The sequence below is a fragment of the Vitiosangium sp. GDMCC 1.1324 genome (genome assembly GCF_003044305.1).
In the GTDB taxonomy this organism is placed as follows: domain Bacteria; phylum Myxococcota; class Myxococcia; order Myxococcales; family Myxococcaceae; genus Archangium.
This window is the reverse complement of record NZ_PZOX01000012.1, coordinates 1-24,600: the sequence shown is the minus strand read 5'-3', so window position 1 is coordinate 24,600 and position 24,600 is coordinate 1. Positions and strand designations below refer to the sequence as shown.

Annotated in this window: 14 protein-coding genes; 5 read left to right on the top strand and 9 right to left on the bottom strand. The window is 70.0% G+C overall.

Annotation, left to right across the window (positions count from 1 at the left end; genetic code table 11):
• Positions 1-148: 148 nt before the first annotated feature.
• From DAT35_RS30690 to DAT35_RS30680, 3 genes are all read left to right on the top strand, one after another.
• Positions 149-820 carry a response regulator transcription factor gene (locus DAT35_RS30690; RefSeq protein WP_108071628.1) on the top strand — a complete coding sequence of 224 codons (672 nt, stop codon included), beginning with the start codon at positions 149-151 and terminating at the stop codon, positions 818-820.
• Entirely contained in the window at positions 817-2,376 is a 1,560-nt protein-coding gene (locus tag DAT35_RS30685) for a cell wall metabolism sensor histidine kinase WalK (RefSeq protein WP_108071626.1), read from the top strand. The genes DAT35_RS30690 and DAT35_RS30685 overlap by 4 nt, the downstream gene beginning before the upstream one ends.
• 198 nt (positions 2,377-2,574) lie before the next feature.
• On the top strand, positions 2,575-4,791 hold the full coding sequence (locus DAT35_RS30680) for a M4 family metallopeptidase (protein ID WP_108072138.1): 2,217 nt from the start codon (positions 2,575-2,577) through the stop codon (positions 4,789-4,791).
• A 75-nt stretch (positions 4,792-4,866) separates the two neighbouring features.
• Here the strand turns inward: DAT35_RS30680 and DAT35_RS30675 are convergent, their stop codons facing one another.
• From DAT35_RS30675 to DAT35_RS30640, 8 genes are all read right to left on the bottom strand, one after another.
• Positions 4,867-6,207: a hypothetical protein gene (locus tag DAT35_RS30675; RefSeq protein WP_108071624.1), complete on the bottom strand. Its 1,341-nt coding sequence runs from the start codon at positions 6,205-6,207 to the stop codon at positions 4,867-4,869.
• Positions 6,204-8,474, bottom strand: a complete 2,271-nt coding sequence (locus tag DAT35_RS30670; RefSeq protein ID WP_108071622.1) for a hypothetical protein — start codon at positions 8,472-8,474, stop codon at positions 6,204-6,206. The genes DAT35_RS30675 and DAT35_RS30670 overlap by 4 nt, the downstream gene beginning before the upstream one ends.
• A gap of 94 nt (positions 8,475-8,568) precedes the next feature.
• Positions 8,569-9,558, bottom strand: coding sequence for a 2-dehydropantoate 2-reductase (locus DAT35_RS30665; RefSeq protein WP_108071620.1), 990 nt, complete (start codon positions 9,556-9,558; stop codon positions 8,569-8,571).
• The gene (locus DAT35_RS30660; RefSeq protein WP_108071618.1) at positions 9,555-11,084 is read right to left on the bottom strand and encodes an acyl--CoA ligase; all 1,530 of its coding nucleotides are present in this window, start codon (positions 11,082-11,084) and stop codon (positions 9,555-9,557) included. Before DAT35_RS30660 ends, DAT35_RS30665 begins: the two co-directional genes overlap by 4 nt.
• Before the next feature lie 139 nt (positions 11,085-11,223).
• Positions 11,224-12,237 carry an ADYC domain-containing protein gene (locus DAT35_RS30655; protein ID WP_108071616.1) on the bottom strand — a complete coding sequence of 338 codons (1,014 nt, stop codon included), beginning with the start codon at positions 12,235-12,237 and terminating at the stop codon, positions 11,224-11,226.
• A 132-nt stretch (positions 12,238-12,369) separates the two neighbouring features.
• Positions 12,370-16,182 carry a bifunctional serine/threonine-protein kinase/formylglycine-generating enzyme family protein gene (locus DAT35_RS30650; protein ID WP_108071614.1) on the bottom strand — a complete coding sequence of 1,271 codons (3,813 nt, stop codon included), beginning with the start codon at positions 16,180-16,182 and terminating at the stop codon, positions 12,370-12,372.
• 46 nt (positions 16,183-16,228) lie between these two features.
• On the bottom strand, positions 16,229-16,687 hold the full coding sequence (locus DAT35_RS30645) for a response regulator (RefSeq protein WP_108071612.1): 459 nt from the start codon (positions 16,685-16,687) through the stop codon (positions 16,229-16,231).
• Between the two features lie 191 nt (positions 16,688-16,878).
• A complete protein-coding gene (locus DAT35_RS30640) occupies positions 16,879-18,528 on the bottom strand; it encodes a carboxypeptidase-like regulatory domain-containing protein (RefSeq protein WP_108071610.1) in 1,650 nt (549 codons plus the stop codon).
• A gap of 124 nt (positions 18,529-18,652) precedes the next feature.
• Here DAT35_RS30640 and DAT35_RS30635 point away from each other — a divergent pair, with 124 nt between their 5' ends.
• Complete coding sequence (locus DAT35_RS30635; RefSeq protein WP_108071608.1) at positions 18,653-19,102, top strand: HIT family protein; 450 nt, start codon at positions 18,653-18,655, stop codon at positions 19,100-19,102.
• A 35-nt stretch (positions 19,103-19,137) separates the two neighbouring features.
• On the top strand, positions 19,138-22,002 hold the full coding sequence (locus tag DAT35_RS30630) for a TonB-dependent receptor domain-containing protein (RefSeq protein WP_108072136.1): 2,865 nt from the start codon (positions 19,138-19,140) through the stop codon (positions 22,000-22,002).
• Positions 22,003-22,020: 18 nt separating this feature from the next.
• Here DAT35_RS30630 and DAT35_RS62160 read toward each other — a convergent pair whose 3' ends face one another.
• Positions 22,021-24,348: a serine/threonine-protein kinase gene (locus tag DAT35_RS62160; RefSeq protein ID WP_158501960.1), complete on the bottom strand. Its 2,328-nt coding sequence runs from the start codon at positions 24,346-24,348 to the stop codon at positions 22,021-22,023.
• Positions 24,349-24,600 lie beyond the last annotated feature (252 nt).

The following is a 24,600-nucleotide window of genomic DNA, read 5'->3' as shown; positions in this document are numbered from 1 at the left end:
GGCGGGCATGAGGCTGCTCCGTCCGCTGGCACATCGAGGTCCACCAGGCCAGCTCCACCAGACCTCGAGCCAGGAAGCAGGCCTTAAGATTCTCTTACGAGGTCTCCCGTACGACAGGGCATGAAGCACTACGGAGGACGGACACCCCATGGGCGAACGCATCCTGCTCATCGAGGACGACCCACAACTGGGAGCACAGATCGTCGACTTCCTGGGCCGCGCGGGCTTCGAGCCCACGTGGTGGACCGAGGGTCGGCCCCTGCAATCGGGAGACGTGGCGGCCTACCGGCTCGTCATCCTGGACCTGATGCTGCCCGGGACGCATGGCATGGACATGCTGCGCCAGCTGCGGGACGGCTCGGATGTGCCGGTGCTCATCCTCAGCGCGCGCAATGAGACGTCGGACAAGGTGCGGGCCCTGAAGCTGGGCGCCGACGACTACATGACCAAGCCCTTCTGGCCCGAGGAGCTGGTGGAGCGTGTGCGCGCTCGTCTGCGCCGGCCGGTGATGCAGCGGCAGGGCGGCGTGGAGATAGGCGCAATCTGCGTGGACCTCGAGGGCCGCGAGGTACGCGTCCAGGGCAAGACAGTGGAGCTGACGCGCGTGGAGTTCGACCTGCTGGCCGCGCTCGCCCGCCGGCCGGGAGCAGCGGTGACCCGCCAGTGGCTGGTGGAGAACGTGCTGGACCCGGAGCGCGAGGGCACCGAGCGTACGCTGGACGTGCACGTGTCCCGGCTGCGGCGCAAGCTGGGCCCCGGCAAGCACATCGAGACGGTGTGGGGTATCGGCTACCGGCTCGGCGAAGGCGAGGAGTCATGAAGCTGAGGATGCGCCTGGCGCTCACGACGCTCGCGGTGGCGATCCCCATCGTGCTGGTCATGACGCGGGTCCACAACGCCGTCGAGGTGAACGCGCGCAAGGCCGTCCTCTCCGAGTATGCCCTCGCGTTCATGCTCGCGGGAGGGCGCGAGCGCTGCGAGGCCTCGCCCGAGACCTGGAGTCTCGAGCCCCCCTCCCATGACCGGGGTCCACCCCCGCGCCGCGGCGGTCCTCCTCTCTCCGCGTTCGGGCCCAAGCGGGAACCTCCGCCCGACTGGTCGGGCGAGCGCCCTCCGCCACCTCCTCTCAGTGAGCGCCCGGGACCGCCTCCGGAGCGAACGCGAGGCCTCCGGCTCTTCGCCTACGACGCCGAGCTCTCGGCCCGCAACCCCGCTGCTCCGCCCCTGGACGAGACGCTCGTGGAGCCCCTGCGGCGGGGAGAGGAACTCGCCAGCAGGTCCATCGGCCACGGGCCGCAAGGGCCGAGCGAGGTGCTGGTGCGAATGCCCTGGGGTTCCGGACCGTGCGCCTTCGTGCTCGTGCAGCGGCAGGAACCGCCCGACCCGGGGCTCTTGAAGGGCCTGGTGCCCCCGCCCAACGTCTGGCTGCTCCCCACGCTGATCGCCCTGGCGGGCGTGCTGCTCTCGGTGGGCCCGGTGGTGCGCCGGCTGCGCCAGCTCACGGGAGAAGTGCGGACCTTCGTGCGCAGCGCGTATCAGGGCCCCATCACCCAACGGGGCAACGATGAAATCTCCGAGCTGGCGCGCGCCTTCGACGAGGCCGGGCGCGAGGTGCACGCGCAGATGGACCTCAAGGAGAAGCGGGAGCAGACGCTGCGCTCCTTCCTGGAGAACACCACGCACGACGTGATGATCCCCCTCACGGTGCTCCAGGGGTACCTGGCCGAGATGCAGCAACGCGCGGCCCGGGTGGAGCCCGTGGACGTGTCGGTCGTCACGGCGGCGAGCCAGGAGGCCCACTACATGGCGGCGCTCATCCACAACCTGGGCGCCGCGGCCCGGTTGGAAGCGGGCGAGCCGGCCGTCCAGCGCGCGCAGGTGGACCTCAACGCACTGGTGGAGCGGTGCATGAGCCGCCACCGTCCCATCGCGCGGCAGCTCGGCGTGGCGCTCGAGTGCGCCGTCCCGGAATCCCCGGTGCGGGTGGAGGGAGACGTCACGCTCATCGAACAGGCTGTGAGCAACGTCGTCTACAACGCCGTGCGCTACAACGCGCGCGATGGGCATGTCGCCGTCGTGCTCGAGCGCACGCGCGGAGAAGCCTTCCGCCTGAGGGTGCTCGACGACGGACCCGGCATCCCCGAGAACGAGCTGTCGCGCATCGTCGAGCGGCGCGTCCGGGGCGACGCGGCGCGCACGCGCGGTGTGCATGGACACGGGCTGGGCCTGAACATCGCCTGGAAGGTGGCGGTGCTGCACGGGTGGAGCCTGGAGCTGGGACGCTCGGAGTACGGCGGGCTCCAGGTGGACTTCCTGGGCGAGCTGGCACCCCACTCCGCGCAGGGTGGAGAGCGCGAGGCCTCCGGCACCGCATAGGCTCCGGGCCCCGTGGAGCTGGAGCTCCGCCCTGACGGCCTCGCCACTCGGACGAGCTGCTCCTCCTTTCCTGCGTTTCACTACCAGTGAATTTCGCACACGATTGAATAATTCAATGAAATTCTAGACTTACAGGGTAGTCAGGACCGCATGCTGAGCTTCAGGAGCGGCGCCCCGCCGCTCGTGGAGGAAGCCCTGATGCGCAGTCGATTGCTCGCAGCCTGTCTGTCGCTCTCGCTCGCGGCCTGTGGAACGGAGACGCCCGGCCCCACCCAGGACGAGAGCACCCGCCTCACCGATTCCGGCTCCACCGGAGACATCCGCTCCGCCCTCGCCGCGCTGCCGTCCGCCGAGATGCTCGGCACGCACGACGATGGAATCCCCTTCATGATTCGCGGCCAGCTCGCCTCGGCGAACGGCCCCGTGCAGGGGCTCGCGGCGAGCGAGGACCATGAGCGGGTCGGCACCGCGCTGGCCGCCATCGCCCCCGTGTTCCGCCTGCGCGCCTCGGACCTCGTGGTGCGGTCGAGCACGCGCGACGAGCAGGGCCACACGCACATCCGCTATGCGCAGACGCGCAACGGACTTCCCGTGTTCGGCCATGAGCTCATCCTGCACGTGGATGCGTCCGGCAAGGTGTACGCGGCCAACGGCTCGGCGCGCGACGGCGAGTCCGTCCCCGCTCCCAGTCAGGCGAAGGTGTCCCCCGAGGCGGTCCGGCGCGCCGCGCTCGAGTCCACCCCGGGCGGCGTGCGTGTCGAGGGCGAACCCCGGCTCGTGTACGCCCGCTCCACCGTGGACCAGCGGTTGAAGCTGGCCTACGAGGTGGTGGTGACGGGCGAGCACCTCGGGACACCCGTGCGGGACCACGTCTTCCTGAACGCGCTCGATGGCTCCACCGTCCAGCGCGACTCGGACATCCACAACGTGCGCAACCGCCTCGTCTACTCGGCCAACTACACCACCACCGTTCCCGGCACCTTGAAGCGCAGCGAGGGAGGCGCGCCCACGGGCGACCCGGTGGTGGACACTGCCTACGACAACCTCGGCATCTTCTACGACTGCTACAAGGCCGTCTTCGGCCGTGACTCGTACAACAACGCGGGCGCGCAATTGAAGGCGTCCGTCCATTACGGCAGCAGCTACACCAACGCCTTCTGGAGTGGGGGCGTGATCGTGTGCGGCGACGGCAACGGCACCACATTCGGCCCGCTGTGCAGCGACGTGGACGTGGTCGTGCATGAGTTCACCCATGCGGTGACGGAATCCACGTCCAACCTCACCTACGCGGGCGAGCCCGGCGGCCTCAACGAAAGCCTGTCGGATGTCTTCGCCGCGTTCTGTCAGAGCTGGTCCACGGGCACCTGGGCCATGAGCCCGGCCACCTGGATGATTGGCGAGACCGCGTACACGCCGGGAACTCCGGGCGATGCGATGCGCTACCTGGACGACCCGGCCCTGGGAGGCGCGGCGGACTATTACACCACCCCCCCGCCCACCAGCATCTACGACCTCGGGAGCATCAGCAGCCTGGCCTTCGCGATGCTGTCCAAGGGCGGGACGCACCCGCGTGGCAAGAGCACCATCGCCGTCACCGGCATCGGCATCGAGAAGGCGGGACGCATCTTCTACTACGCCAACACGACCTTCTTCACATCCAGCACCACGCTCGCCCAGGCGAAGACCTATACCGAGCAAGCCGCCACATCGCTCGGCTACACCGCCGCGGAGAAGACCTCGGTCACCCAGGCGTGGCAGGCGGTGGGCGTGGGCGTGCCTCCGCCGTTCTGCACCGCACTGGCCAATGGAGTCCCCGTCACCGGGCTCTCCGGCGCGGCCGGGAGCGACAGCTGTGCATACCCCATCGCCATCCCCGTGGGCGCCACCAACCTGAAGGTCGAGATGTCCGGCGGCACCGGTGACGCGGACCTGTACGTCAAATCCGGCGCGGTGCCGACCTCCACGGTGTTCGACTGCCGGCCGTACCTCGGCGGCAACACCGAGACCTGCACCTTCCCCACGCCCGTCACCGGAGGCGTCTATTACATCGTGCTGCGGGGCTTCGCCGCCTACTCGGGCATCACCCTCAAGGCCTCGTTCACCGTGCCCGCGGGTCCGTATGTGTACCCCAACATCTCGGGGGCCAGCGGCGCCTCCCAGCAACTCTGGGCCTATAGCGCGCCAGCGGGTGCGACGGTGACCGTCACCATCGCGCCGAACGCGGGAGGCAGCACGGGCAACGCGGACCTGTACGTCAAGTTCGGCTCGGCGCCGACTTCCACCCTGTACGACTGCCGGCCCTACCTCTCGGGCAGCAGCGAGCGGTGCACCCTCACCAACCCCACCGCGGGCACGTATTACATCCGGCTCAACGCCAGCTCGGCCTTCACGGGCGTGGACCTGACGGTGAATTAGCCGCAACCCACGCTCCCCTCCGCTCCGTCAGCCTGTGGGGCGGAGGGGTGCGCGCTCCGTAGATGCCAATGGCTATCAGTCCCGGTGCCGCTCGGCCACGCGGTAGAGCCGGGTGAGGGAGTAGTCCAGCAGCGACTGTCGCGAGCGCATGTAGCGTTGAGCTCGGACAAAGGGAAACCAGACGCGGTTGCCCACGAGCACCTGTGCCTCCATGAGATTCTTGCGCGGTATCCACTTGCCGCCCAGGTTGCGCACCAGCACCTCGCCCAGATACGCGCCGATGGCGGGCACCGCGTAGTCATTGATGGCTTCCGGCAGGCGGCTCGTCGGGAACTCCTCGCGCCAGAAATAGAAGTCGGCGTCCGTGAGCGACTCGGGCGTCGCCTCGAAGACGGAGGGTGCCTTCGTGTGCAGCAGGGCCACGAGGTGCTCGGCGAGAGTGTCGTAAAGCTTGAGAGCCCCCTTCGGGTCATCATCGTCCGAGGGCAGGGCGGAGTCGGCGGGGCGCCACTCCTCGGGCTCGGGCGGCTGCCAGGCGTTGAATTCGGCGATCCTTCGCTGGCGCTCGTGACTGGCGACGCGGTCCACCACGCGCGAGAGGAGCGGCGCCACGTCCGGATGGAAGCGGGGCTCCACGGGGGCCAGCGTGGCGCTGCGCTCGCGCAGGGTGCGCAGCACGGTGTCGAAGTCGAGGTCCGGGCGGAGGTGGGCGTACGCACGGGCCTGGGCAAGGCGCGCCTCCTCGCTGGCGAAGTCCGCCACGGTGGGCCACGTCACCAGGAGGACGGAGCCGTTGGGGAACTCCTCCACCCGGTGAGCCGGCGTAGACAGCATGCGCTCGCGGCCGACCGTTTCCACCAGCTTCGGGCCGAAGACGTTGAGCCAGAAAACCTCGTAGATTTTGTCGAAACCGTCTCTGAACAGGGTTTCATCGTCGCGGCCGAAATTGGGAGAGCCCGCCAACATCATGTCGTCAATGCTGTGAGCCTTGACATGAGTGACCGGGTAGCGGGAGGCCCAGGCACGCACCATCTCCACGAAGTGGCGGCAGCGCTGCGTCTCCGCGAAGAAGGAGAGGGGCTTCACCTTGATGGAGATTCTCAGTTTGGGATGCAGGGGTGGGAACCAGAGACCAAGCGTCATGTCCAACGCGGGCCACTTCGTGCGATAGAGCCCGATGGTCGTGCTGTCTTCGTCGCGCTCCTCTTCCAGGGACTTCCAGATGGCGGCGCGGGAGCACTTCCGTCGCCGCTTGCCTTCAACGACGTCCGGCATCCACTCACCGGCGTGCTCCTCAAGCGCCTGGAGAAAGGGCGCAAATTCGCTCTCTAGTGTCGCTTGTGGACTGAAAGCACCGTCGAACGACAGCCGGAGGTAGTCCTCGTCCCTCGAACCGTAAAATTTCAGCACCTTCATTGGAACAGCACCTCCACTCCCGGAACCTTTCTCTTGGTTTCTTCCACGGCTGCCTTCAAGTCGTCTACGTCCTTGGGCTTGAGCTCGCCCCGCTCATAGATGAGGCGGACCCGCTGGACGGGCACCTCGCTGCTCTCGCGGAGAAGGGGATGGAGGGACTCTCGACGGATGTCCAGCGTCCCTCCGTACTTGTGTAGAGCTTCCCTCGCGTCCTCAATCATCTGTGCCTTCAAAGCTTTTTCCCCCAGCCCCGAGAGGTCGCGACTCTTGAAGCTGAATGTCTCGACACGCGGTGGCCCTCCGGAGAGCGCGCCCTCCTCGATGATGAGCACATCCGCGAAGCGCAGGCCGGTGCCCTGATTCCACACGCCCACGGACCTCTCGATGCGAGGCTTGTTGAAGTCCCCGAGATAGCGGCGCTGTGCCCGAGGCAATTCCGCATCGGCCTGTAGCAACCTCACCATGAGGCGCTCGAAGTTCAGTCCCCGGGTGAACCACCCCCACATCCGCTCGTAGGGCGCCCAGCGCAGAGGCCCTTCGACTGCCATGCCCTGCTTGAGTTCCCCGAGGCGCTTCTCGCGGTAGGCGACGTACTCGCGCCAACGCGGGTTGACTTCAGCTCCGAGCGGCGGAGCGTCGAGCGAGGGGCGCTGCTTCTCCAGCACCGTCACGTTCGCGGGAAGGCGCGGACCCGTGGCTTCCAGTTCCGCCAGCGCCAGTCTGGCCTCCACCACCTCCTGGGTGAGACCCACCTGCTCGTCCACCAACGAGGCCATACCGAGGCGCTCCGCGGCACCGGCCGCTCTGTTGGTGGGACGTGCGGCGTCATCCGCCACGGTGGCTACTTCTCTGGGGCTCGTCCCCGCCCCGCTCCTGCCCGCCGAGGCACCCGTGGCCCCGGACCTGGCCTTGGACATCATCGCTTGTGCCCGGGCCACGTTGCCCCGGGCCTCGCGCAGAGCCAGGGCAGCGTCCACGCCTCCCACAGCCACGAAGCGGCCTGCCTCCCGGCTGGCTTGGATGTCCCGGGCCAGCTCTCGCAGGCCCTCCACGCCCAGCCGTGCCTCCAACTGCTGCACCATCTCCTTGAGGGCTGTCAGGCGCAGTTCCGGTACTCCCAGCCCTCGCGCTTCTCCGAGTCCGGCGCCCGGGGCACCTCGAGCCTCGGACAGGGCGCGCATGCCCTTGTCTCCGGCGTACAGGGCTCCCAGTAGCAACGCGGGCGCCAGCTCGCGTGCGGCCTGCTCGTACTGGCGCTGTGTCAGCGAGTACGCCCCATGGCCCGTTCCCGCCACCAGGTAGTAGAAGCCCAGCGGCGCTCCGAACGTCATGGAGTCGAAGGTGCCCAGCGCCACGTGGCCCGGAGCGAAGTGCTCTCGGTTGAGTGTCCGCTCCGTCTCGTCGAAGGCCTCCTGGTAGGGCGGTGGTAGGTGGGCTCGCGTGGCGAGCACTCCCCCGCCCTTAAGCCCATCCACCACCGGAATGGAGGAGGCCATGTCGTCGGCGGCGCGGCCCAGGCCCCGCAGCACGTCACCGGGTTGCTCGTCCCGGTCCGGGTAGCCCGAGAGCTTGAAGCCCCGCTGCTCCAACGCCTCGCGGACGGCCCGCATCTGCCCCAGCGTCTGTTCCAGTTGCTTGTCTTTCGCCAGCAGAACCAACAGCTCGCGCACCTCGTCATCGAAGGCGGTGTCGAGGAGGTAGAGGGAGAGCACCTGGGCGTAGGCCCCGTACTTCCGGGTGGCGGTGACGAGGAAGGAGAAGCGTTTGCGCTGGAGCACCTCGGCGGCCGGGGCCTCCATGGGTCCCAGCGCGCCGAGCCTCACGGCGGACCAGTCGTCCAACGCCTCCACCAGCCGGGGCATGTCCACCCGGCGCTGCAACGCGAGGAACTCCGCAGGCGAAGCGCACTTGAAGAAGGGCGCGAGCAGCTCTTCATCCAACCACGAGGAGTAATCAGGCCAGCCATCCGGCACCGCCTGGCCTCCGCAAGAGGGCGGGCCTTGGGAGGCAGTCGTGCTCACCAGAGCCACGTTCGAGGCCAGCATGCGTTCGCCGTGTCGGCGGTGTAGCCGCTCCTGCTCGCCAGGCTCGGTGGAAGCGAAAGAGAGGGGCGTCTGGAGTGGGGGCGTACCGGCCGCCGTCTCTCGCAACGCGGCCATGGTGCCGCTCCCGCCGGATGGCGGAGCCAGCGTGACGCAGCCCGTGGTGAGCAACGCCATTCCCAGCAACAGCACCGCCCACCTGTATGCCACGGCCTCAGCGCGCATTGCCCATCCCCAACCCCATGTTGTGGAAGTCATCTGCACCTCGAATGCATGACCGGACGGGCGCAAACGGCCTTGCTCTAGCGCTGGCCGATCGTCATGGCACGGATGACGGGTAGCAACCTGCCTGCCGCGCTCGCTCGCGCACCAGCGCCAACACCATCTCGCACGTGGGCATGGGCTTGCCCACGAGCTGGCCGAGCTCCACCACCGCGCCCAGCAGCGCGTCGATCTCCATCGGCCGGCCGCGCTCCAGGTCCTGCAGCATGGAGGTCTTGTGCGCGCCGACCTCCGCCGCTCCCTGGATCCGCTTGTCCACGTCGATCGGGAAGCGCACGCCCAACGACTCGGCGACCGCCTGGGCCTCGAGCATCATGGTGCGCGCCACCGCCCGGAGGTCTCCCTGTGTCGCGAGCCGGTCGAGCGTCGCCCCCGTGAGCGCCGAGAGCGGATTGAAGGCGAGGTTGCCCCAGAGCTTGACCCAGAGCTCATCGCGGATGCGCGGCCGGATGGGTGCCTTCAGGCCCGCCTGAATCATTAGCTTCGACAGCGCCTCGACGCGGGGGCTCCTGCTGCCATCGGGCTCGCCCAGGGTGACGCGGTCCCCATACATGTGCTCGATGACACCGGGCTCGACCACCTCGGCCGCCGGGTAGATCACCGCGCCGATGGCCCGTGAGGGGTGCAAGGTCTCCCAGAGCTTCCCGCCCGGATCCACGCTCTCCACCCGCCGGTCGCGGTAGGGACCATCCAGGCCATGGAAGTACCAGTAGGGCACGCCGTTGATGCCGGTCACGAGCGCTGTCTCGGGGCCCAGCAGGGGAACCATCTGCGCCGCCGCTCCCGGCAGCGAGTGTGCCTTCAGCGTGATGAGGACGTAGTCCTGCGGCCCCGCCTCGGCCGGGTTGTCGGTGCAGCGCGGATGGACGGTGACGCTCTCCCCGCCGCTCCGGAGGGTGACCCCCCTCGCGCGCATCGCCACGAGGTGCGCCCCTCGAGCGATGAAGGTGACGTCCGCGCCGGCCTGGAACAGCCGGACCCCGAGGAACCCGCCGATCGCCCCCGCGCCGAAGATGGCGATCTTCATGACGTGAGCCCCAGGCGCGCCGCGAGTCCGATGCGCTGCAACTTGCCGGTCGCTCCCTTGGGAATCTCCGGCAGGAACACGATCTTCCGAGGCACCTTGAAGTCCGCCAGGCGCGCCGAGACGAAGTCCTGGAGCTCCCGCTCCCCGGCGCTCGCGCCCTCGCGCAGCACCACGGCGGCCGCGACCTCCTCGCCCAGCTTCGGGTGCGGCATGGCGAACGTCACCACCTGCTGCACCGCCGGGTGGTCCATCAGCACCGTGTCGATCTCCAACGGGCTGATCTTCTCGCCTCCCCGGTTGATGATCTCCTTGAGCCGACCGGTGAGCCGCAGATACCCGGCCTCGTCGAGCACGCCCTGGTCACCCGTGCGGAACCAGCCCTGGGAGAAGGCCTTGGCATTGGCCTCGGGGTTGTTCTCGTAACCGGCCATGACGTTGCGGCCCCGGATGACGACCTCTCCGAGTGAGCCCGCGGGCAGCAGGTTGCCGGCCTCGTCCATGATGGCGACCTCCGGTCCCGCGGCGATGCCCACCGAGCCCGCGTAGTGCGGCCGAGGCGGCAGCGGGTTCGAGGCCATCTGGTGCGACGCCTCGGTCATCCCGTAGCTCTCGAGGACCGGCACGCCGAACGCCTGCTCGAGCTCCTGCATCACCTGCGGCGGCAGCGACGCGGAGGACGAACGGATGAGGCGCAGCCGCCCGGCCTTGATGACGTCGATGTTACGGCCGGCCCGCCCGAGGATCGCCTGGTGCATCGTGGGCACCGCCGTGTACCAACTCGGCCGCGCCTCCTCGAACCAGGAGAAGAACTTGAGTGCGTTGAAGCCCGGCGTGCAGACCACCGAACCTCCCGCCGCGAGGCTCGACAGCACCGCCGCGATGAGGCCGTGGATGTGGAAGAGCGGCATGATGTTGAGGCAGACGTCCTCTCGCCCCAGCGCCAGCGTCTGGCCGATGTGGAAGGCAGAGGCCGTGACGTTGATGTGGCGCAGGGGGACAATCTTCGGCCGCGCGGTCGTCCCGGAGGTGTGGAGCACGAGCGCCACGTCCTCGGCCCCGGCGAAGCCCGCCCGCGCCGGAGTTCCGGAGAGCGGTCGCTCCGGTCTCAACGTGAAGAGGCCGGCGGGCCCACTCGTGTCGGGGACCAGCTCGATGACCGGAATGCCTCGCGCGGCGGCGGCGGCGCGCGCCGGGCTCTCCAGCCCCTCGAGGATGACGAGCGCCCGGGCATTGAGGTCCGACAGGTAGAAGTCGAACTCCTCCGCGCGGTAGGCCGGATTGAGCGGCGCGGTGGTGGCGCCACAGGCGACGGTGACGAAGGCCGTCGCCATCTCCGGCCCGTTGGGCAGCACCAGGGCCACCCGGTCCCCTCGCCCGATGCCCATGGCATTGAGCGCCGCCACGGTGCGCCGGGCGAGTTCCCGCAGCCCTCCGTGGGTCAGCCCGGGCCGCCCCGGTGCTCCAATCGCGAGGTCCCCCTCGCGCCCGTGCTCGATGAGACCAACGACCGTGTCCGCGCGGTACATGCTCGACGCTCCTCCGCTCAGGCTGGAGGGGCTCCGATACGCCCTCCTGTGGCCTCGCGCAACCGGAGGAGTGCCGCTCCGTCCGCGAGTGGCGGCGGACCGAAGGGCTTGCGTACCAGGAACCCGCCCGGGCCGAGGGCTACGGCGTCTCGCTCTGGAGCAACGTGCCGGCGGAGAAGGACTCCGGCGTCCCGCACCGCGTCTTCTTCGGCGCGCCCGGGCACGACACCGGCGCGTGGGCCCGGTTGTGGTCCGTGAAGCAGCGCGCGCCCTCGGTGTCCCACTCCGCTTCCACCGCCCAGCTCTCCGTGTCCTGCTGCACTCCCGCCGCGTCGTACAGGTTCACCCACTGCCCGTTCACCGTGTGCGAGGTGCCATCGCCGCAGTAGTCCGCGCGGATGAGGCGCGTGCACGCCTGATGGTGCGCCGCCAGGCTCACGCCGTTGACGCTCGCCCACGGCTTGTAACCGAAGCGGATGCACTTCGCGATGGCCGCTCCCTCGCACGCGAAGGTGAAGGTGCTCGGGTCTTCGTACTTCGCACCACCCTGGCCAGGCAGCCCCTGCCGGTAGTCCCAGCGCCCCGCCACGGCGATGGCATTCGCGGGCTTCCCGTCCGCGTCCCGGCAGATGGGGTACCACCGGCCATCCGCCGGCTCGAGGTAGGAGACCCGGTACGTCCACACGTCCCGGTTCGTCCCCCAGCCCGGCGCAATGGCATTCACGCGCAGCTCCACCCGGCCGCCATCGTCCAGGTTGCCCTGGAACCGCGCGTGCACGAAGTCCAGTCCGGAGAGGAATTGCCCACGGGACCGGCCGTGAAAGACCGAGCCCTCCAGCCACACCACGTCGAGCCTGTCCTCACGCCACTCGAACCCGCGGCCGTTCCCGTCCCAGCGGGTGTCCCGCCGCTCGAACCACGCCCCCGCGTAGTCCACCGACACCAGCATCCGGGCAAGCCCCTTCCCGTTGAGCTCATCCCCATTCAGGTTCGAGCCATTGAGGTTGGACCCGTTCAGGTTCGAGCCGTTGCGCACGCCCAGCTCCGACCCGGCCTGCCCGAGGTGCTCATCCGGCGACACCGGCGCCTCGCCCCCACACGCCACCACGCCCACGGCCGCCACGACAACCCGGCACCACCCGCTCGCTCGCATCGCCACCCCTCCTGCACTCCGTCCCCGTCACACGCGACGGTGTGCAGTGGCCATCCCACGGGCAAGCCAGACATGTCGTACCCAGGCACTTGCAACGTCCACGGCCATCACCCCCCAGGGTGTCCCGTGGAGTCACTCCCCAGTGGGCATCGTACGGGAGGGCAGGTCCGCGCACAGGCGGATGCCCACGGTGATGTCACGGAGGGTCCGCTCGGGCAGCTCGCGGTTGGCCAGGCGCGCCGACGCGGCGGCGAAGTAGTAGGCGCCACCACGCGCCACCACGCGACCGGGCTCCACCGACGAGTACGTCCATTCCCAGGCATTGCCCGCCAGGTCGTCCACGCCGAAGGGGCTGCGGGACACGGGGTGCGCCCCCACCTCGTCCGGGCCGAAGCCCCCGGGCTCCTTGCCATAGGTGAGGTCGATGTTGGCATCGTCCGGAGCGAGCACGTCTCCGTGGGGGAACTCGCGGCCATCCTCGCCCCGCGCGGCGCGCTCCCACTCCAGCTCCGTGCACAGCCTCGCGCCCGGCACCCGTCCCGTCCGGTGCAGCCACGCCGCGTAGGCCTCCGCGTCTTCGAACGAAACACCGGTGACGGGAAAGCGCATCCAGTCCTGCGAGGTGCGGCGGTCGCGCTTCGCGTAGCGCAGCCGTTCCCCGGCGCGGACGGTATAGGGCACTCCGCCCGGCTGGAAGCGCAGCGTCCAGGTGCCCCGCTCCCGCTCCAGCCGGAGCATGCCGTGGTAGGTCGTACTCGTGCGTGGCAGACGACGCGTACGCTCCGCCGCGGGCAGCGACTCCACGAAGGCCAGCCACTCCGAAAAGGTCGTCTCGCGGCGGGAGATGAGGAAGCCCACCGTCTCCTTCGGGTGCAGCGGCACGGCGTTGAAGAAGCCGCGCACGCTCGCATCCGCCGCACTGCCGAAGAGCACCCGTCCCGGTGGGACATAGGCGAAGCCCGAGGGGAGCTCGCCCTCGCGCAGCAGCGGCAGGGCCAGGTGTCTGCGCTCCCCTCGCGCGAGGCGCAGCGGAACGAACGCGGGCTCGTGGCCCGGAGCCCGTACCGTCATCCGCCAGTCTTCCGGTGCCACGGTCAGGTCCACCCACGGCCCCGGCCCGATGGGCATCGGTGCACCGAGGAGCTCGTGGCCGTCCACGTCCCTGGAGACCGGCCGCAGCTCCAACGTCGCACCGGGCACGGAGACGTCGAGCGTCAAGAGTGCGGGCGAGGTCCAACGGCGCCAGCGCTCCCCCGACGAGTCATACAGCCGCAACCGCTGCAGCAGTGCCGGCAGCTCATGGGACTCCAGCGTCTGCTCGGCGTGCAGGGCGCGCTCGAGGAGGAAGTCGGCCAGGGCGTCGCGCACATCCTCGCGCGTGGGGTCCAACACCAGCGCGTGCTCCAGGGAGTCTCCCGCTTCGTCCAGGCGGCGGTGCAGCACGGTCTCCGCCGTGACGGTGCGCGTCCACGCGGTGTCACCCGCCTCCTTGCGGCCAGCATCGTAGTGCCCGAAGGCATCCTCGCGTGCCGAGGCGAAGGCCGCGTGCTCCCGCCGCACCCCATCCATCGCAGTGGCGGCCTCGGACAACCAGCCGCGCACCACCGTGTCCCGCTGCGCCTCCTCGTGCAGCCGCAGCCCCGCGTAGACGAGCCCCAGCGAGAGCACGAAGCCCGCGGCGAGGGCCCTCCGCATGCGCCGGCTGCGCACCACGGTGCGGCGCGAGGCCTCCAGGAAGGCCAGCTCGCGGCGGGTGAGCTCCGCGGGCTCGAGCAGTGCCGCCTCCGCCAACAGCCGGGAGCTCCAGAGCAGATCCCTCACATGCCCCACGCGCTCCCAGTGCGCGGAGTCGGCCTCCAGCCGGGCCTGGACGTCCCGCCGCTCGGCGGCCTCGGCCAACCAGCGGGCCAGGGTTCCCCAACCACTCAGCAGCGCCTCGTGGGCCACTTCGTAGGAGGTGCTTCCTTCCACCTCCCGCGCCACCAGCAGACGCGCGCGCACCAGGGCCTCCAGCACCGCGCGGTGACGCGGGTCATCTCCCACCAGCTCCCGGTCCGTCTTGCGCGCCCGGGTGCCGTCCGCGGTGATGAGGCGCAGCAGGACTCCGCGCGCCGCGGTCCGCTGGTCCGGCAACAGGCGCGCCACGGCCGCGTCCGCGTGTCTGGCCAGCGCGCCCGCCACTCCGCCCAGCCCATCCAGCGCGGCCTGGGTGATGACGCCCGTGGCGCCGTCGCGAGCCTCCCACAACTCGGCGAGCGCGAACTGCAGCAGCGGCAACCCGCCCCCGGAGGCCGAGCCCACCAGCGTCTCCACCAGGGACTCGGACTCGAAGCGCACGCCCTTCATCCGCGCCGGACCCACCACCGCCTCGCGAATCTCCTCCGGGCCGAGCGCCCGCAGCAGGTAGAGCGCCCCGGGCACCGCCGAGCCCAGTCCCGCCACCGCCGTCAGCCGGGTGAGGAAGTCACTGCGGCACGTGGCCAGCAGGCGCACGCCGGACACGCCCTCGGCGAGGCTCCCGAGCGCGAGCCCCGCCTGCGCGGCCTCCGCGTCGCCCGCGAGCGTCACCAGTTCCTCCAGCTGGTCCACGTAGACGGCGAGCCCCTCGTCCATGCCCAGGTGGGCTCGCAACCGGCGCGCCAGTCCCGTGGGGTCCGCGCGCAAGGAGGCCAGGAGTCCCTCCTCGTCCGCACCCAGCACGGGGGCCAGCGCGGCGGCGAGCGCGGTGGCGGGACGCCGGCCCGGAATCAGCCGCACCCCGCGCCAGCGCCGCCCATCCTCCAGCGCGCCGTCCGCGAGCTGGGGCAGCACCCCGGCCAGGCACAGTGAGGACTTGCCCACGCCGGAGTCCCCGGCGATGAGCAGGAAGGGCTCGGCGCGCAGCCGCTCCAGCACCTCGCGCTGCTCCCGCCGCCGGCCGAAGAAGAGGGCACGGTGCTCGGCCTCGAAGGCCTGGAGCCCGCGGTAGGGATTGCCCTCGGGCACGGTGCCCACCCACTCGTCCCGGGAGAGCTGCTCCAGCGCGTCCAGCAGCGGCACGGCGGAGGCGAAGCGCTCCTCGGGAGCCCGGCGCAGGCACCGGTCCACCACGGCCGCGAAGTCCGCGTCCACTCCCGGAGCGGCCTCGGCCAGGGGCCGTGCGTCCTCGGAGGACATCACCCTCGGGAGCTCCCGCAGGGGCACGTGCCGGAAGGGTCCCCTGCCCGCGCACAGCTCGTAGAGCACCAGCCCCAGCGAGTACACGTCGCTGCGGGCCGTGTGCTCCTCGCCCGCCCAGGCCTCGGGGGACATGTAATAGGGCGTGCCCACCAGCATGCCCTCCGGCAGCGACGGCAGCTCCACCCCGTCGAGCGAGCCCGCCACGGCCTCCGGGTCCAACTCCGAGAGCGAGGGTGGGCCCTCCCCGGCCACCCGGGGCGCGGGCACGTCCAGGAAGGGAGAGCCCGGCTCCATCAGCTTGGCCAGCCCGAAGTCCAGCAGCTTCACCTCACCCGTCTCGGTGAGGAGCGCGTTGCCCGGCTTGATGTCGCGGTGCAGCACCCCGCGCCGGTGCGCGGCTCCCAGTCCCCGCGCCAGGTCCCTGCCGAGCGCCAGCACGCGCTCCCAGGGCATGGGCCGGGGCAACCCATCCAGCGAGGTGCCGCGGACGAACTCGGAGATGAGATAGGGGTGGTTCTCCAGCTGCCCCACCCGGTAGAGGGTGACGACATGGGGGTGCTGGACGCGCGCCGCGGCGCGGGCCTCCACGAGGAAGCGGGTGAGCGCGCCGGTGCCGAGCGCTCGTACGAACTTCACCGCCACCGGCCTGTCGAGCAGCGTGTCATGCGCCAGGTACACGCGTCCCGTGGCCCCTCGGCCAATGAGTCGCACCAGGCGGTATTCGTCGAACGCCTCGGGTGGAGTCCACCCGTCGACGTTGGACCGAGAGGCAGGCGGAGAGCCCACGGTTCGTGCCTACGGAGACGAGATGAGGGGGGGGCGGACAGACGGACTAGGGCCTGTTCTTCGGCTTGCTCGGCTTGAGCATCCGGCGGATGCGGTCTTCCAGGTCCTGCGGCAGACACGGCTTGGCGACGAACTCGTCCGCGCCGGCCTGCCTCGCCTGTTCGGCGTTGCCCGCCAGCACGTGGCCACTGAGCGCCATCACGGGAATGTCGCGGGTGCGGTGGTCCTGCTTCAGCCGCCGGGTGGCCTCCCAGCCATCCATCACCGGCAGGGACAGGTCCATCAGGATGATGTCCGGTGGGGCCCCCTGGGCCTTCTCCACGGCCTCGACCCCATTGCGAGCCACTTCTACCTGAAACCCGACAAATTCGAGGTACTCCGCGTACATCTCGCGGGCGTCATCGAAGTCGTCGACCACGAGCACCCGCTTGCGATCGGGCGCGTCCGCCGGCTCGGCGACATCATTCGTCCTGGTTTCGAGGGTTTGCGTGAATGGTACAGTCATGGCGCGGGGCCCTCGTACAAGGTGGGAACGCCGCACCATGCTATGCACGCACCTCTGGATGTGCTCGTGCAGGCCAGGGTCCGGAGGGCCCCGGGCCCTCGAAACGTGTCAGGGCCCGGACACTCCACTCACAGCGATGATGACTTGGGACCTCCGGGCGCCGCAGTGCCGCCCGGAGGCCTGACCGCGGACTACCGGGAGAGCGGCGCCTCGATGATCGTCCCCGCGCTCACGGGCGAGCCCCAGGACGTCTCGTAATAATCCTTCGGCTCCGAGGTCTGGAACCGGGAGAAGTCCACCTTCACCTTGGCGGTGGTGGTGTTGAGGTTGATGGGGGTCAACGGCGAGCCGCTGGAGCCGTAGGTGAAGACGAAGCGGGTGGTGGCGTCGTTGAAGTCCGTGGAGTCGATCGGGTACTTCGTGGACGTCTCCGCGAGGCAGACATGGGCCGAGGGGGGAGGCGCCGGCACCATCTTGAAGGAGGGCGGGCTGGCCTCCGCCGTGGAGATGACGACGTCGAGCTGCACCGTGCTGGGGAGGACGAGCTGGTTGAATGTGAGGATGACGCACTCCCCCGGGTCCAGCGTTCCCGCCGTGCCGGTGGTGCCATCCTTGAAGACGGCGCTGGCGACCTGCAGGGAGCGCGGGGTCTTGGGGTCCCCCGTGACGAAATAGCCCTTCCAGGTCTTCACGGTGCCGTCATACGCCGAGGTGGCGCGCAGGATGACGTTGTACTCCTGGCCCTCGCGCAGCGACGAGGCCGCCAGCGTGTAGACATCTCCCGTGGCGCTCGGCGTCACGACGAGCGAGAGCGGCTCCTTGCCGAACTCGTCCGTCACGATGGCCAGCACGGAGTCCCTCGCCACGGGGTGGCTGAAGCCGAGGTAGACGGGCTGACCGGGCCGGACGAGGTTACGCATGGGCTTCTTCTGGAGCTCCGCCTGGGCCTTGCGCGGATCCCCATCCGGGTACTTCACATAGTTGAGGCTGGGAACGTTGGTGGCCACCAGATCAAAGGCCGAGGAGGCCTCCCCGCCGTCGTTGCGCGGGGCGAGCAGGCGGACGAGCTGGGAGCCGCCGTACTGCAGCAGGCTCGAGGCGTCGAACTTGTTGGCATAGCCGGCGGCATCGAAGATGCCGTCGTCGTTCACGTCGACGGGGTCCACCCAGAGGCGGTAGCCGCCCGAGTCATCGCCCACGCCGCCGATGCGCGCCAGCTCCGCCGGAGCGGGCACGTTGTTAAAGGTGACGACGCCCAGGTCATCCGCCTTGGCCGACACCACCACCGAGCTCACCGCCTTGGCCGTGCCGCCATTGAAGGCGATGGTGCCGGCGGGGACGGCCTCGAGGTACGCCTGGGCGCCCGAGGCGGGCTGGCCCGACGGCGTGACGAGCGAGAAGCGCACGGTGCTCTTCGTCTCGGCGAGCGCGAGGGCGCCGATGTTGGCGTTGCCGTTGTTGATGGGGATGTTGCCCGCGCTGGAGGGCACCGTCGCGGAGGCGCGCAGCGTGGCGTAGCCCTCCTTGCTGACGGTCACCAGGACCTCGGCGCCGGCCGGCACGTTGGTGAGCATGAAGTTGCCCGCGGCGTCCGTCTTGGTCGTGAACGGCTTGTCCGTCGTCGCGCTCCCGATGGTGAGCACCACCGAGGCGTCGGCGAGCGGCTCCATCCGGGTGTTGAGCACCTGACCGGAGACCGTCCCCTTGGGGTTGGCCGGAGCCACCACCGACACGGAGTCCGGCTCGCGGACGCCGTCGACGATGCCGTCCCCATTCGCATCCTGCGGGCCCGAGCACCCGACGACCAGGAGCGGCAGCACGACTGCCCAATGTTTCTTCATCTTCCCACCTTGAAAGGAATGCTTGGAGTGTCACCCGCGCGTGGCGGCCTCACGACACTCTCCGACCCGGCCCGTCTGCGTCAAGAATGCCCGGTCTCGGGCCGCGCTGGTAGCGTGGCGTGCCATGAGCAACGTGGACGTGAACAACCCCTGCCTGGGCTGCGCCTTCGTGAGCGGCGCCACCCGGCCGGTGGGAGGAGTGCTCGCCCGCTCGGCGGGCCTCGTGGTGCATGGAGTGGCCTCGCCGAGCCCCCTGCCCGGCTGGGTGGTGCTCACCAGCACGAGGCATGCGCGGGCCCTGTATGATCTCGACGACGAGGCGGCGCGGGAGCTGGGACCGCTCGCCGCACGGGTGATGAGGGCACAGCGCGAGGTGCTCGGCGCCGAACACGCCTACGCCTTCGCCATCGGCGACGTGCTGCGTCACTTCCACCTGCACCTGGTGCCGCGCTACCGGGACACACCCCAGCGGCTGTGGGGCCGAGGAGCCTTTGACGCGGCGCCCGGGGACTGGCGTCCGGAGGCCGAGCTGGAGGCCTCGGCCCGGGCCCTGGCGGCCGCCCTGGCCCGGTGACTTTCCACTCCTCCATGGGAGAATGGGGAGTCCCCATGCGCGCGCTCCGTCTCGGCTCTCTCGTCCTGTCGCTGCTGCTCGTGCCCGCTGCCGCGCTGGCCAACAACTCCGCGGACGAGGCGGACGTGGCCTTCGAGCTGGGCAACGAGGCGTACGCCCGGCGCCAGTACATCGAAGCCCTGCGCTCCTACTTCGCCAGCTACCGGCTCGTCCCCAACCGCAACGTCCTCTTCAACATCGCCCGCTGCTACGAGGCCCTCACCCGCTACAACGAGGCCTACCGCTACTACAACGACCTCAGCCAGCAGGATCTCTCCAGCGAGGACGCGGCCGAGGTGCACCGCTCCCTGGAGCGGCTGCGCCCCAAGGTGGCCCTGGTGCGCGTCACCAGCGAGCCAGCGGGGGCCGAGGTGCTCGTGGACCGCGAGGACCTGGGCGCGCGGGGGCGCTCCCCCCAGACGCTCGCGCTGCCACCCGGGAGCCACAAGGTGATGGTGCGCAAGGAGGGCTACCGCCCCGCGGAGGAGTCCATCCAGCTGGTGCGGGGCAGCTCCATGGTGCAGGAGTTCAAGCTGGAGCTCATCACCGGCGAGGTGAAGCTCGCCGGCACGCCCGAGGGTGCGGAGGTGTCCGAGACCCCCGAGGGCCCCGTGCTGGGACGGGTGCCCAGCACCCTGCGCTTCATCCCCGGCCGTCACGTGCTCTACGTGCGCGCACCCGGCCACATCGCGTCCCAGGTGCTGGTGGACGTGCCCGCCGACACCAGCGTCCCGCTCGAGGTGACGCTGCGCCCGCAGGAGCAACCCACCGGACGCATCATCGTCACCGCCAATCGCGACAACGCCTCGGTGCGCGTGGACGGCCACCCCGCCGGCTTCACCCCCACCGTCCTCACCCTCACCGAGGGCGAGCACACCCTGGAGGTGGAGAGCAAGGACGTGCGCCCCATCATCCAGCAGGTGACGGTGGTGGCCGCGCAGGAGACGAAGTTCCACGCCGAGCTGCGCTACGAGCCGCCCCAGGTGCGCGCCGCCTCCAAGAACCTGCTCTCCGTGGACGAGGCCCCCGCCTCCATCACCGTCATCACCCAGGAGGAGCTGCGCGCCTTCGGCTACACCACGCTGGCCGACGCCCTGGCCGGCGTGCGCGGCTTCTTCATTTCGAACGATCGTTCGTATACGTACCTGGGCGTGAGAGGCTTCGCGCCCCCGGGAGACCTCAACACCCGCATCCTCATCCTCTGGGACGGCCACTCCATGAATGATGTGTGGGCCGGCCAGGGCTACTCGGCGAGGGACCTGTCGGTGGACCTGGGGGAGGTGGACCGCATCGAAGTGGTGCGAGGCCCAGGCAGCGCCCTCTACGGTACGGGAGCCTTCTTCGCCGTCATCAACGTGGTGCCGCGCGACTCGCTGGGACCGGGGCGGAGGGTGGAGACCACGGCCGCGGTGGAGTCACTGGGCACCACGCGGTTGCGGGGCACGGCGGCGTGGGACGAGGGACGCAACTCGGTGCTGCTGTCGGTGGCGGGGGTGAACACGCAGGGCGCGGAGACGACCCGGATGGGGGACGGCCTGCCGGTGGTGGACGGGATGGACGGAGAGCGCGCCGCCAGCATCTCGCTGCGGGCCCGCTCCGGCGGCCTGTCGCTGCAGGCCTCGTTCCACGCACGGGAGAAGCAGGTCCCCACCGGGCCCTTCGGCACGGTGCTGGGCGCCGAGGGCACTCGCGTGGAGGACCTCCGCGGCTTCGCCGAGCTGCGCTACGAGAAGACCCTGGACGAGCGGCTGAGCCTGTCGCTGCGCGGCGCCTATGACGCCAGCCGCTACCGGGGCTACTGGATGTACTCGCAGCCGGGCGGCGGCCTCCGGCGCGATACCGACTCCGGCCGCGCCGACTGGCTCTCCGTCGAGGCCCGCTTCCTCTTCAACTTCACCCCCACCCACCGCCTCACCGTGGGCCTGGAGGGACAGGGCCAGCTGCGCGTGGATCAGGAGAGCCTCGGCCCCGAGGGGATGCGCCCCCTGAACAGCGAGCGGCGCACGCTCTTCTCCGCCTATCTGCTGGACGAGTGGCGCCCGCATCCGCGGCTGAGCCTCTCGGCGGGCCTGCGCCTGGACAAGTACTTCGACCTGCCAATCGCCCCCATCACCCCGCGGCTGGCCCTCATCGGCCGCCCCTATGACCAGGGCCTCACCAAGCTGGTGGCCGGCTTCGCCTTCCGAGCGCCCAACGTCTACGAGCTCGACTACAACGACAACGGCCTCACCCAGGTGGCCGCCCGCAGGCTGGAGCCGGAGAGCATCTCCACCCTGGAGCTGGAGCACTCGCACAACCTGACGGACGATCTGCGCCTCACCGTGGCCGGCTATCACAACCGCATCTCCAACCTGGTGGTGCTGGAGACACAGAGCGGGCCACCCCGGTGCGGCAGCGTGCCCGGCACCGTGCAGTGCATCACCTTCGCCAACCGGCCCGGTGAGACGCTCGCCTGGGGCGCCGAGGCCGGCGTGCACTGGCAGCCGGGGCGCTACCTGCTGGTGGATCTGAGCTACTCCTTCGTCACCCTCCGCAACGCCGCGGAGGACGTGGCCGCCGCCACCCCCGCGCACCTGGCCTCCGGACGGCTGATGCTGCCCCTGGGCAACGGCGAGGTGCGCCTGGCCACCCAGGCCACCTACCAGAGCGCCCGCGGCAGTGCGAAGGAAGGCCCGCGCAACGGCGAGGCCCTGTTGATCAGCGTGGGACTCTCCGGCGAATTCCTGAACCTGCGCTACTTCGCCGGCGTGCAGAACCTGCTCGACACCCAGTACTTCCTGCCGCTCGGAGAGGAGCGCGCTGCCGCTCCCGTACCCCAGTACGGGCGCACCTTCTCGCTGCAGCTCACCGGAAGCTTCTGAGGCTCGGCCGCCGGGAGCTCACAGCTTCGCGGGGAACTCCTTCTGGCCCTCGGCGCAGAAGAGCCCGAGCCGGTTCTTGCCCACGAAGGGTACGTCCCGTCCGCCCTTCTGGAAGCCACTCAGCGGAATCTCCCGAATGCCGCCAGGAGCCATGCCGCCCAGCTTGTACACGTCCCGTCCCCGGGCGACGAGGATGCAGCCGCTCCAGAGGATGGTGTCCGTGTTGGTGAGCTCGATCTTCTGAAGGAAGGGGCCGAGGCTCTTGACGAGGATGCGCCCGCTCAACTCACGCGGCTCGGGAGGTTTCGCGGCGGCCTCGGCGGACGGCGTGGCGGCGGGTGGCGTAGCGGCCTGGGCGCTGGACTCCTCCTCCTGCTCCGCCCCGGCGGAGGAAGGAAGCACCAGGAAGCGCTCGACGTCTCCAGCGTTGCGCGCGCGAGCATCCAGGTCCACTGCCGATTTACGCGCATACACCTCCACCACTGTCGCTTCGCCGAGCAGCTTCGCCTTGCCATTCTTCACTGGCGCCGCCACCACCTGGAGCACCATTCCCTGGGTGAGCCCGGCCGAGCGCCCACGAGGAACGACGTAGTACGTACCTTTATTGGGAGGCATCAACACCGCCACGTTGACGGCGGGAACGAGCTTGGGCGTGGTGCGCGGACGCGATCCGGTCTGCTTCGCGGACGGAGCCACCTCGGCCACGGCCGTCGGTTCGGCGGAAGCGGAGTCCACCGGGGCCGTGCCTGACTCGGAAGGAGGGGGCGCCATGGCCTCTGGCCCACCGGGAGGAGGCCCGCCTTCGGATCCACCGGGAGGAGGAGGCCTGCCCTCAATCCCACCCGGAGGAGGCCCGCCTTCAGGTCCACCGCGCGGAGGCCGCCCCTCCGGGCCCGGGCCGGGGTCTTCCATGCCTGGAGGATGATGCGGCGGCCTGTCGCGCGGCGGCGGAGGCAGAGGCCGTCCGTCCTCGGCAACCCACGGGGGTGGCGGCTCGGGATGGCGCGACATCAGGAACGAGGTCACCCCCGCCGTGGCACCAATCAACCCCAGCGCGCCGAGGGCAATCGCCGCCGTCCACCCCTTGCGGCCCGGCCCGGAGTCGGGACGCTCCATCTGCTGGGTCCCCGCTGGCACGGGCACCCCACCGACAGCGGGCGTGGCGGTGCTGCTGGGCGAGCGCACCATGGTGGGCTCGAAGCCCGTGCCGGGGTCGCTTCTCGGGTGCTGCGCGGTGGGCTCGAAGCCGGAGCCCAGGGGGGTCACCCCCGGAGGCAGAGGAGTCACCCCTGGGGGCAGCGGCGAGTGGCGGCCCGTGTGCATGGGCACCAGGGTGCCACCGGGCTGGGGCGTGCGGCGCAGCCCCGTGCTGGAGGTGAGACGGGAGATGAGCTTGCGCTGCGAGGCGAAGGCCTCCGGGCAGAGCGAGCGCACGAAGTTGCCCACCTCCTCGGCGCCGAGGCTGGAGGAGGTGCGCAGGAACTGTTCATTGAGGGCGCGGGCGAAGTCGTCGGCGCGGGCGTAGCGGTCCGCGGGAGCGGGAGCGAGCGCGCGGCGCACCACCGCATCCAGTGCCGGGTCCACGTCCGGGCGCAGCTCGTGCAGCGCGGGCGCCGAGGGATTGGACATGGCGGCCATCATCTCGCCCACGGTGCCATGGGCGATGAGAGGCCGGCCCGCGAGCAGTTCCCACACCACGACGCCACAGGAGTAGATGTCGCTGCGGTGGTCGACTGCCTCGGCGCGCACCTGCTCCGGAGACATGTAGCCCAGCTTGCCCATGACGGTGGACGGCAGGGTGTACTTGCTGCGCGCGGCGCTCTTGGCGAGGCCGAAGTCGATGACCTTGACCTCACCCTCGTAGGACACCATCACGTTGTGGGGCGAGACATCGCGGTGGACGATGCCCAGCGGCATGCCGTCCGGGCCCATCTTGCGGTGGGCGTAGCCGAGTCCCTCGGCGATGCGCTGGCCGAGCAGGAGCGCCACCGGCACGGGGATCTGCTGGCCCTGGGTGCGCGCCTGCTCTTGCAGATAGGACAGGTCCACACCGGCCACGTACTCGAGGGCCATGTAGTAGGTGCCCTCGGCCTCGCCCATGTCGTACACCTGCGCGATGGACGAGTGGACGAGGTGCACGAGCACCTTGGCCTCGTGGTGGAAGCGGTCGAGGAACTGCGCGTCCCTGAGCAGCGCCGGGAGGATTGTCTTGACGATGCAGGGCTTCTCGAAGCCCGCGGCGCCGGAAATCTTGGCGAGGTAGACCTCACCCATGCCGCCCTGGCCGAGCAGGTGCACGAGCTCGTAGCGTCCGAGGAGACGGGGAAACTGAGGGGGTTCGTTCATCGGCGGAGAGTCCATGGCCCGGGGACGTCCATCCTAACCCGGGATGTTCCCCACGGTTGCGGGGCCCCGGTGAGCAGACGAGCGGGCGTGAAATGTCCATTGCTCGCCGGAGGAGGGGCATACAACCTCCTGGGTGGTTCGCATGACCACCAAGGGCGGATATATGGTCGATCCGTAAGATCAGCGCGGACAGGGTGGGGCGGAGAGCACCACGACACAGGACAGGCTCGCACTGAACTTTTGTGCAGCCCC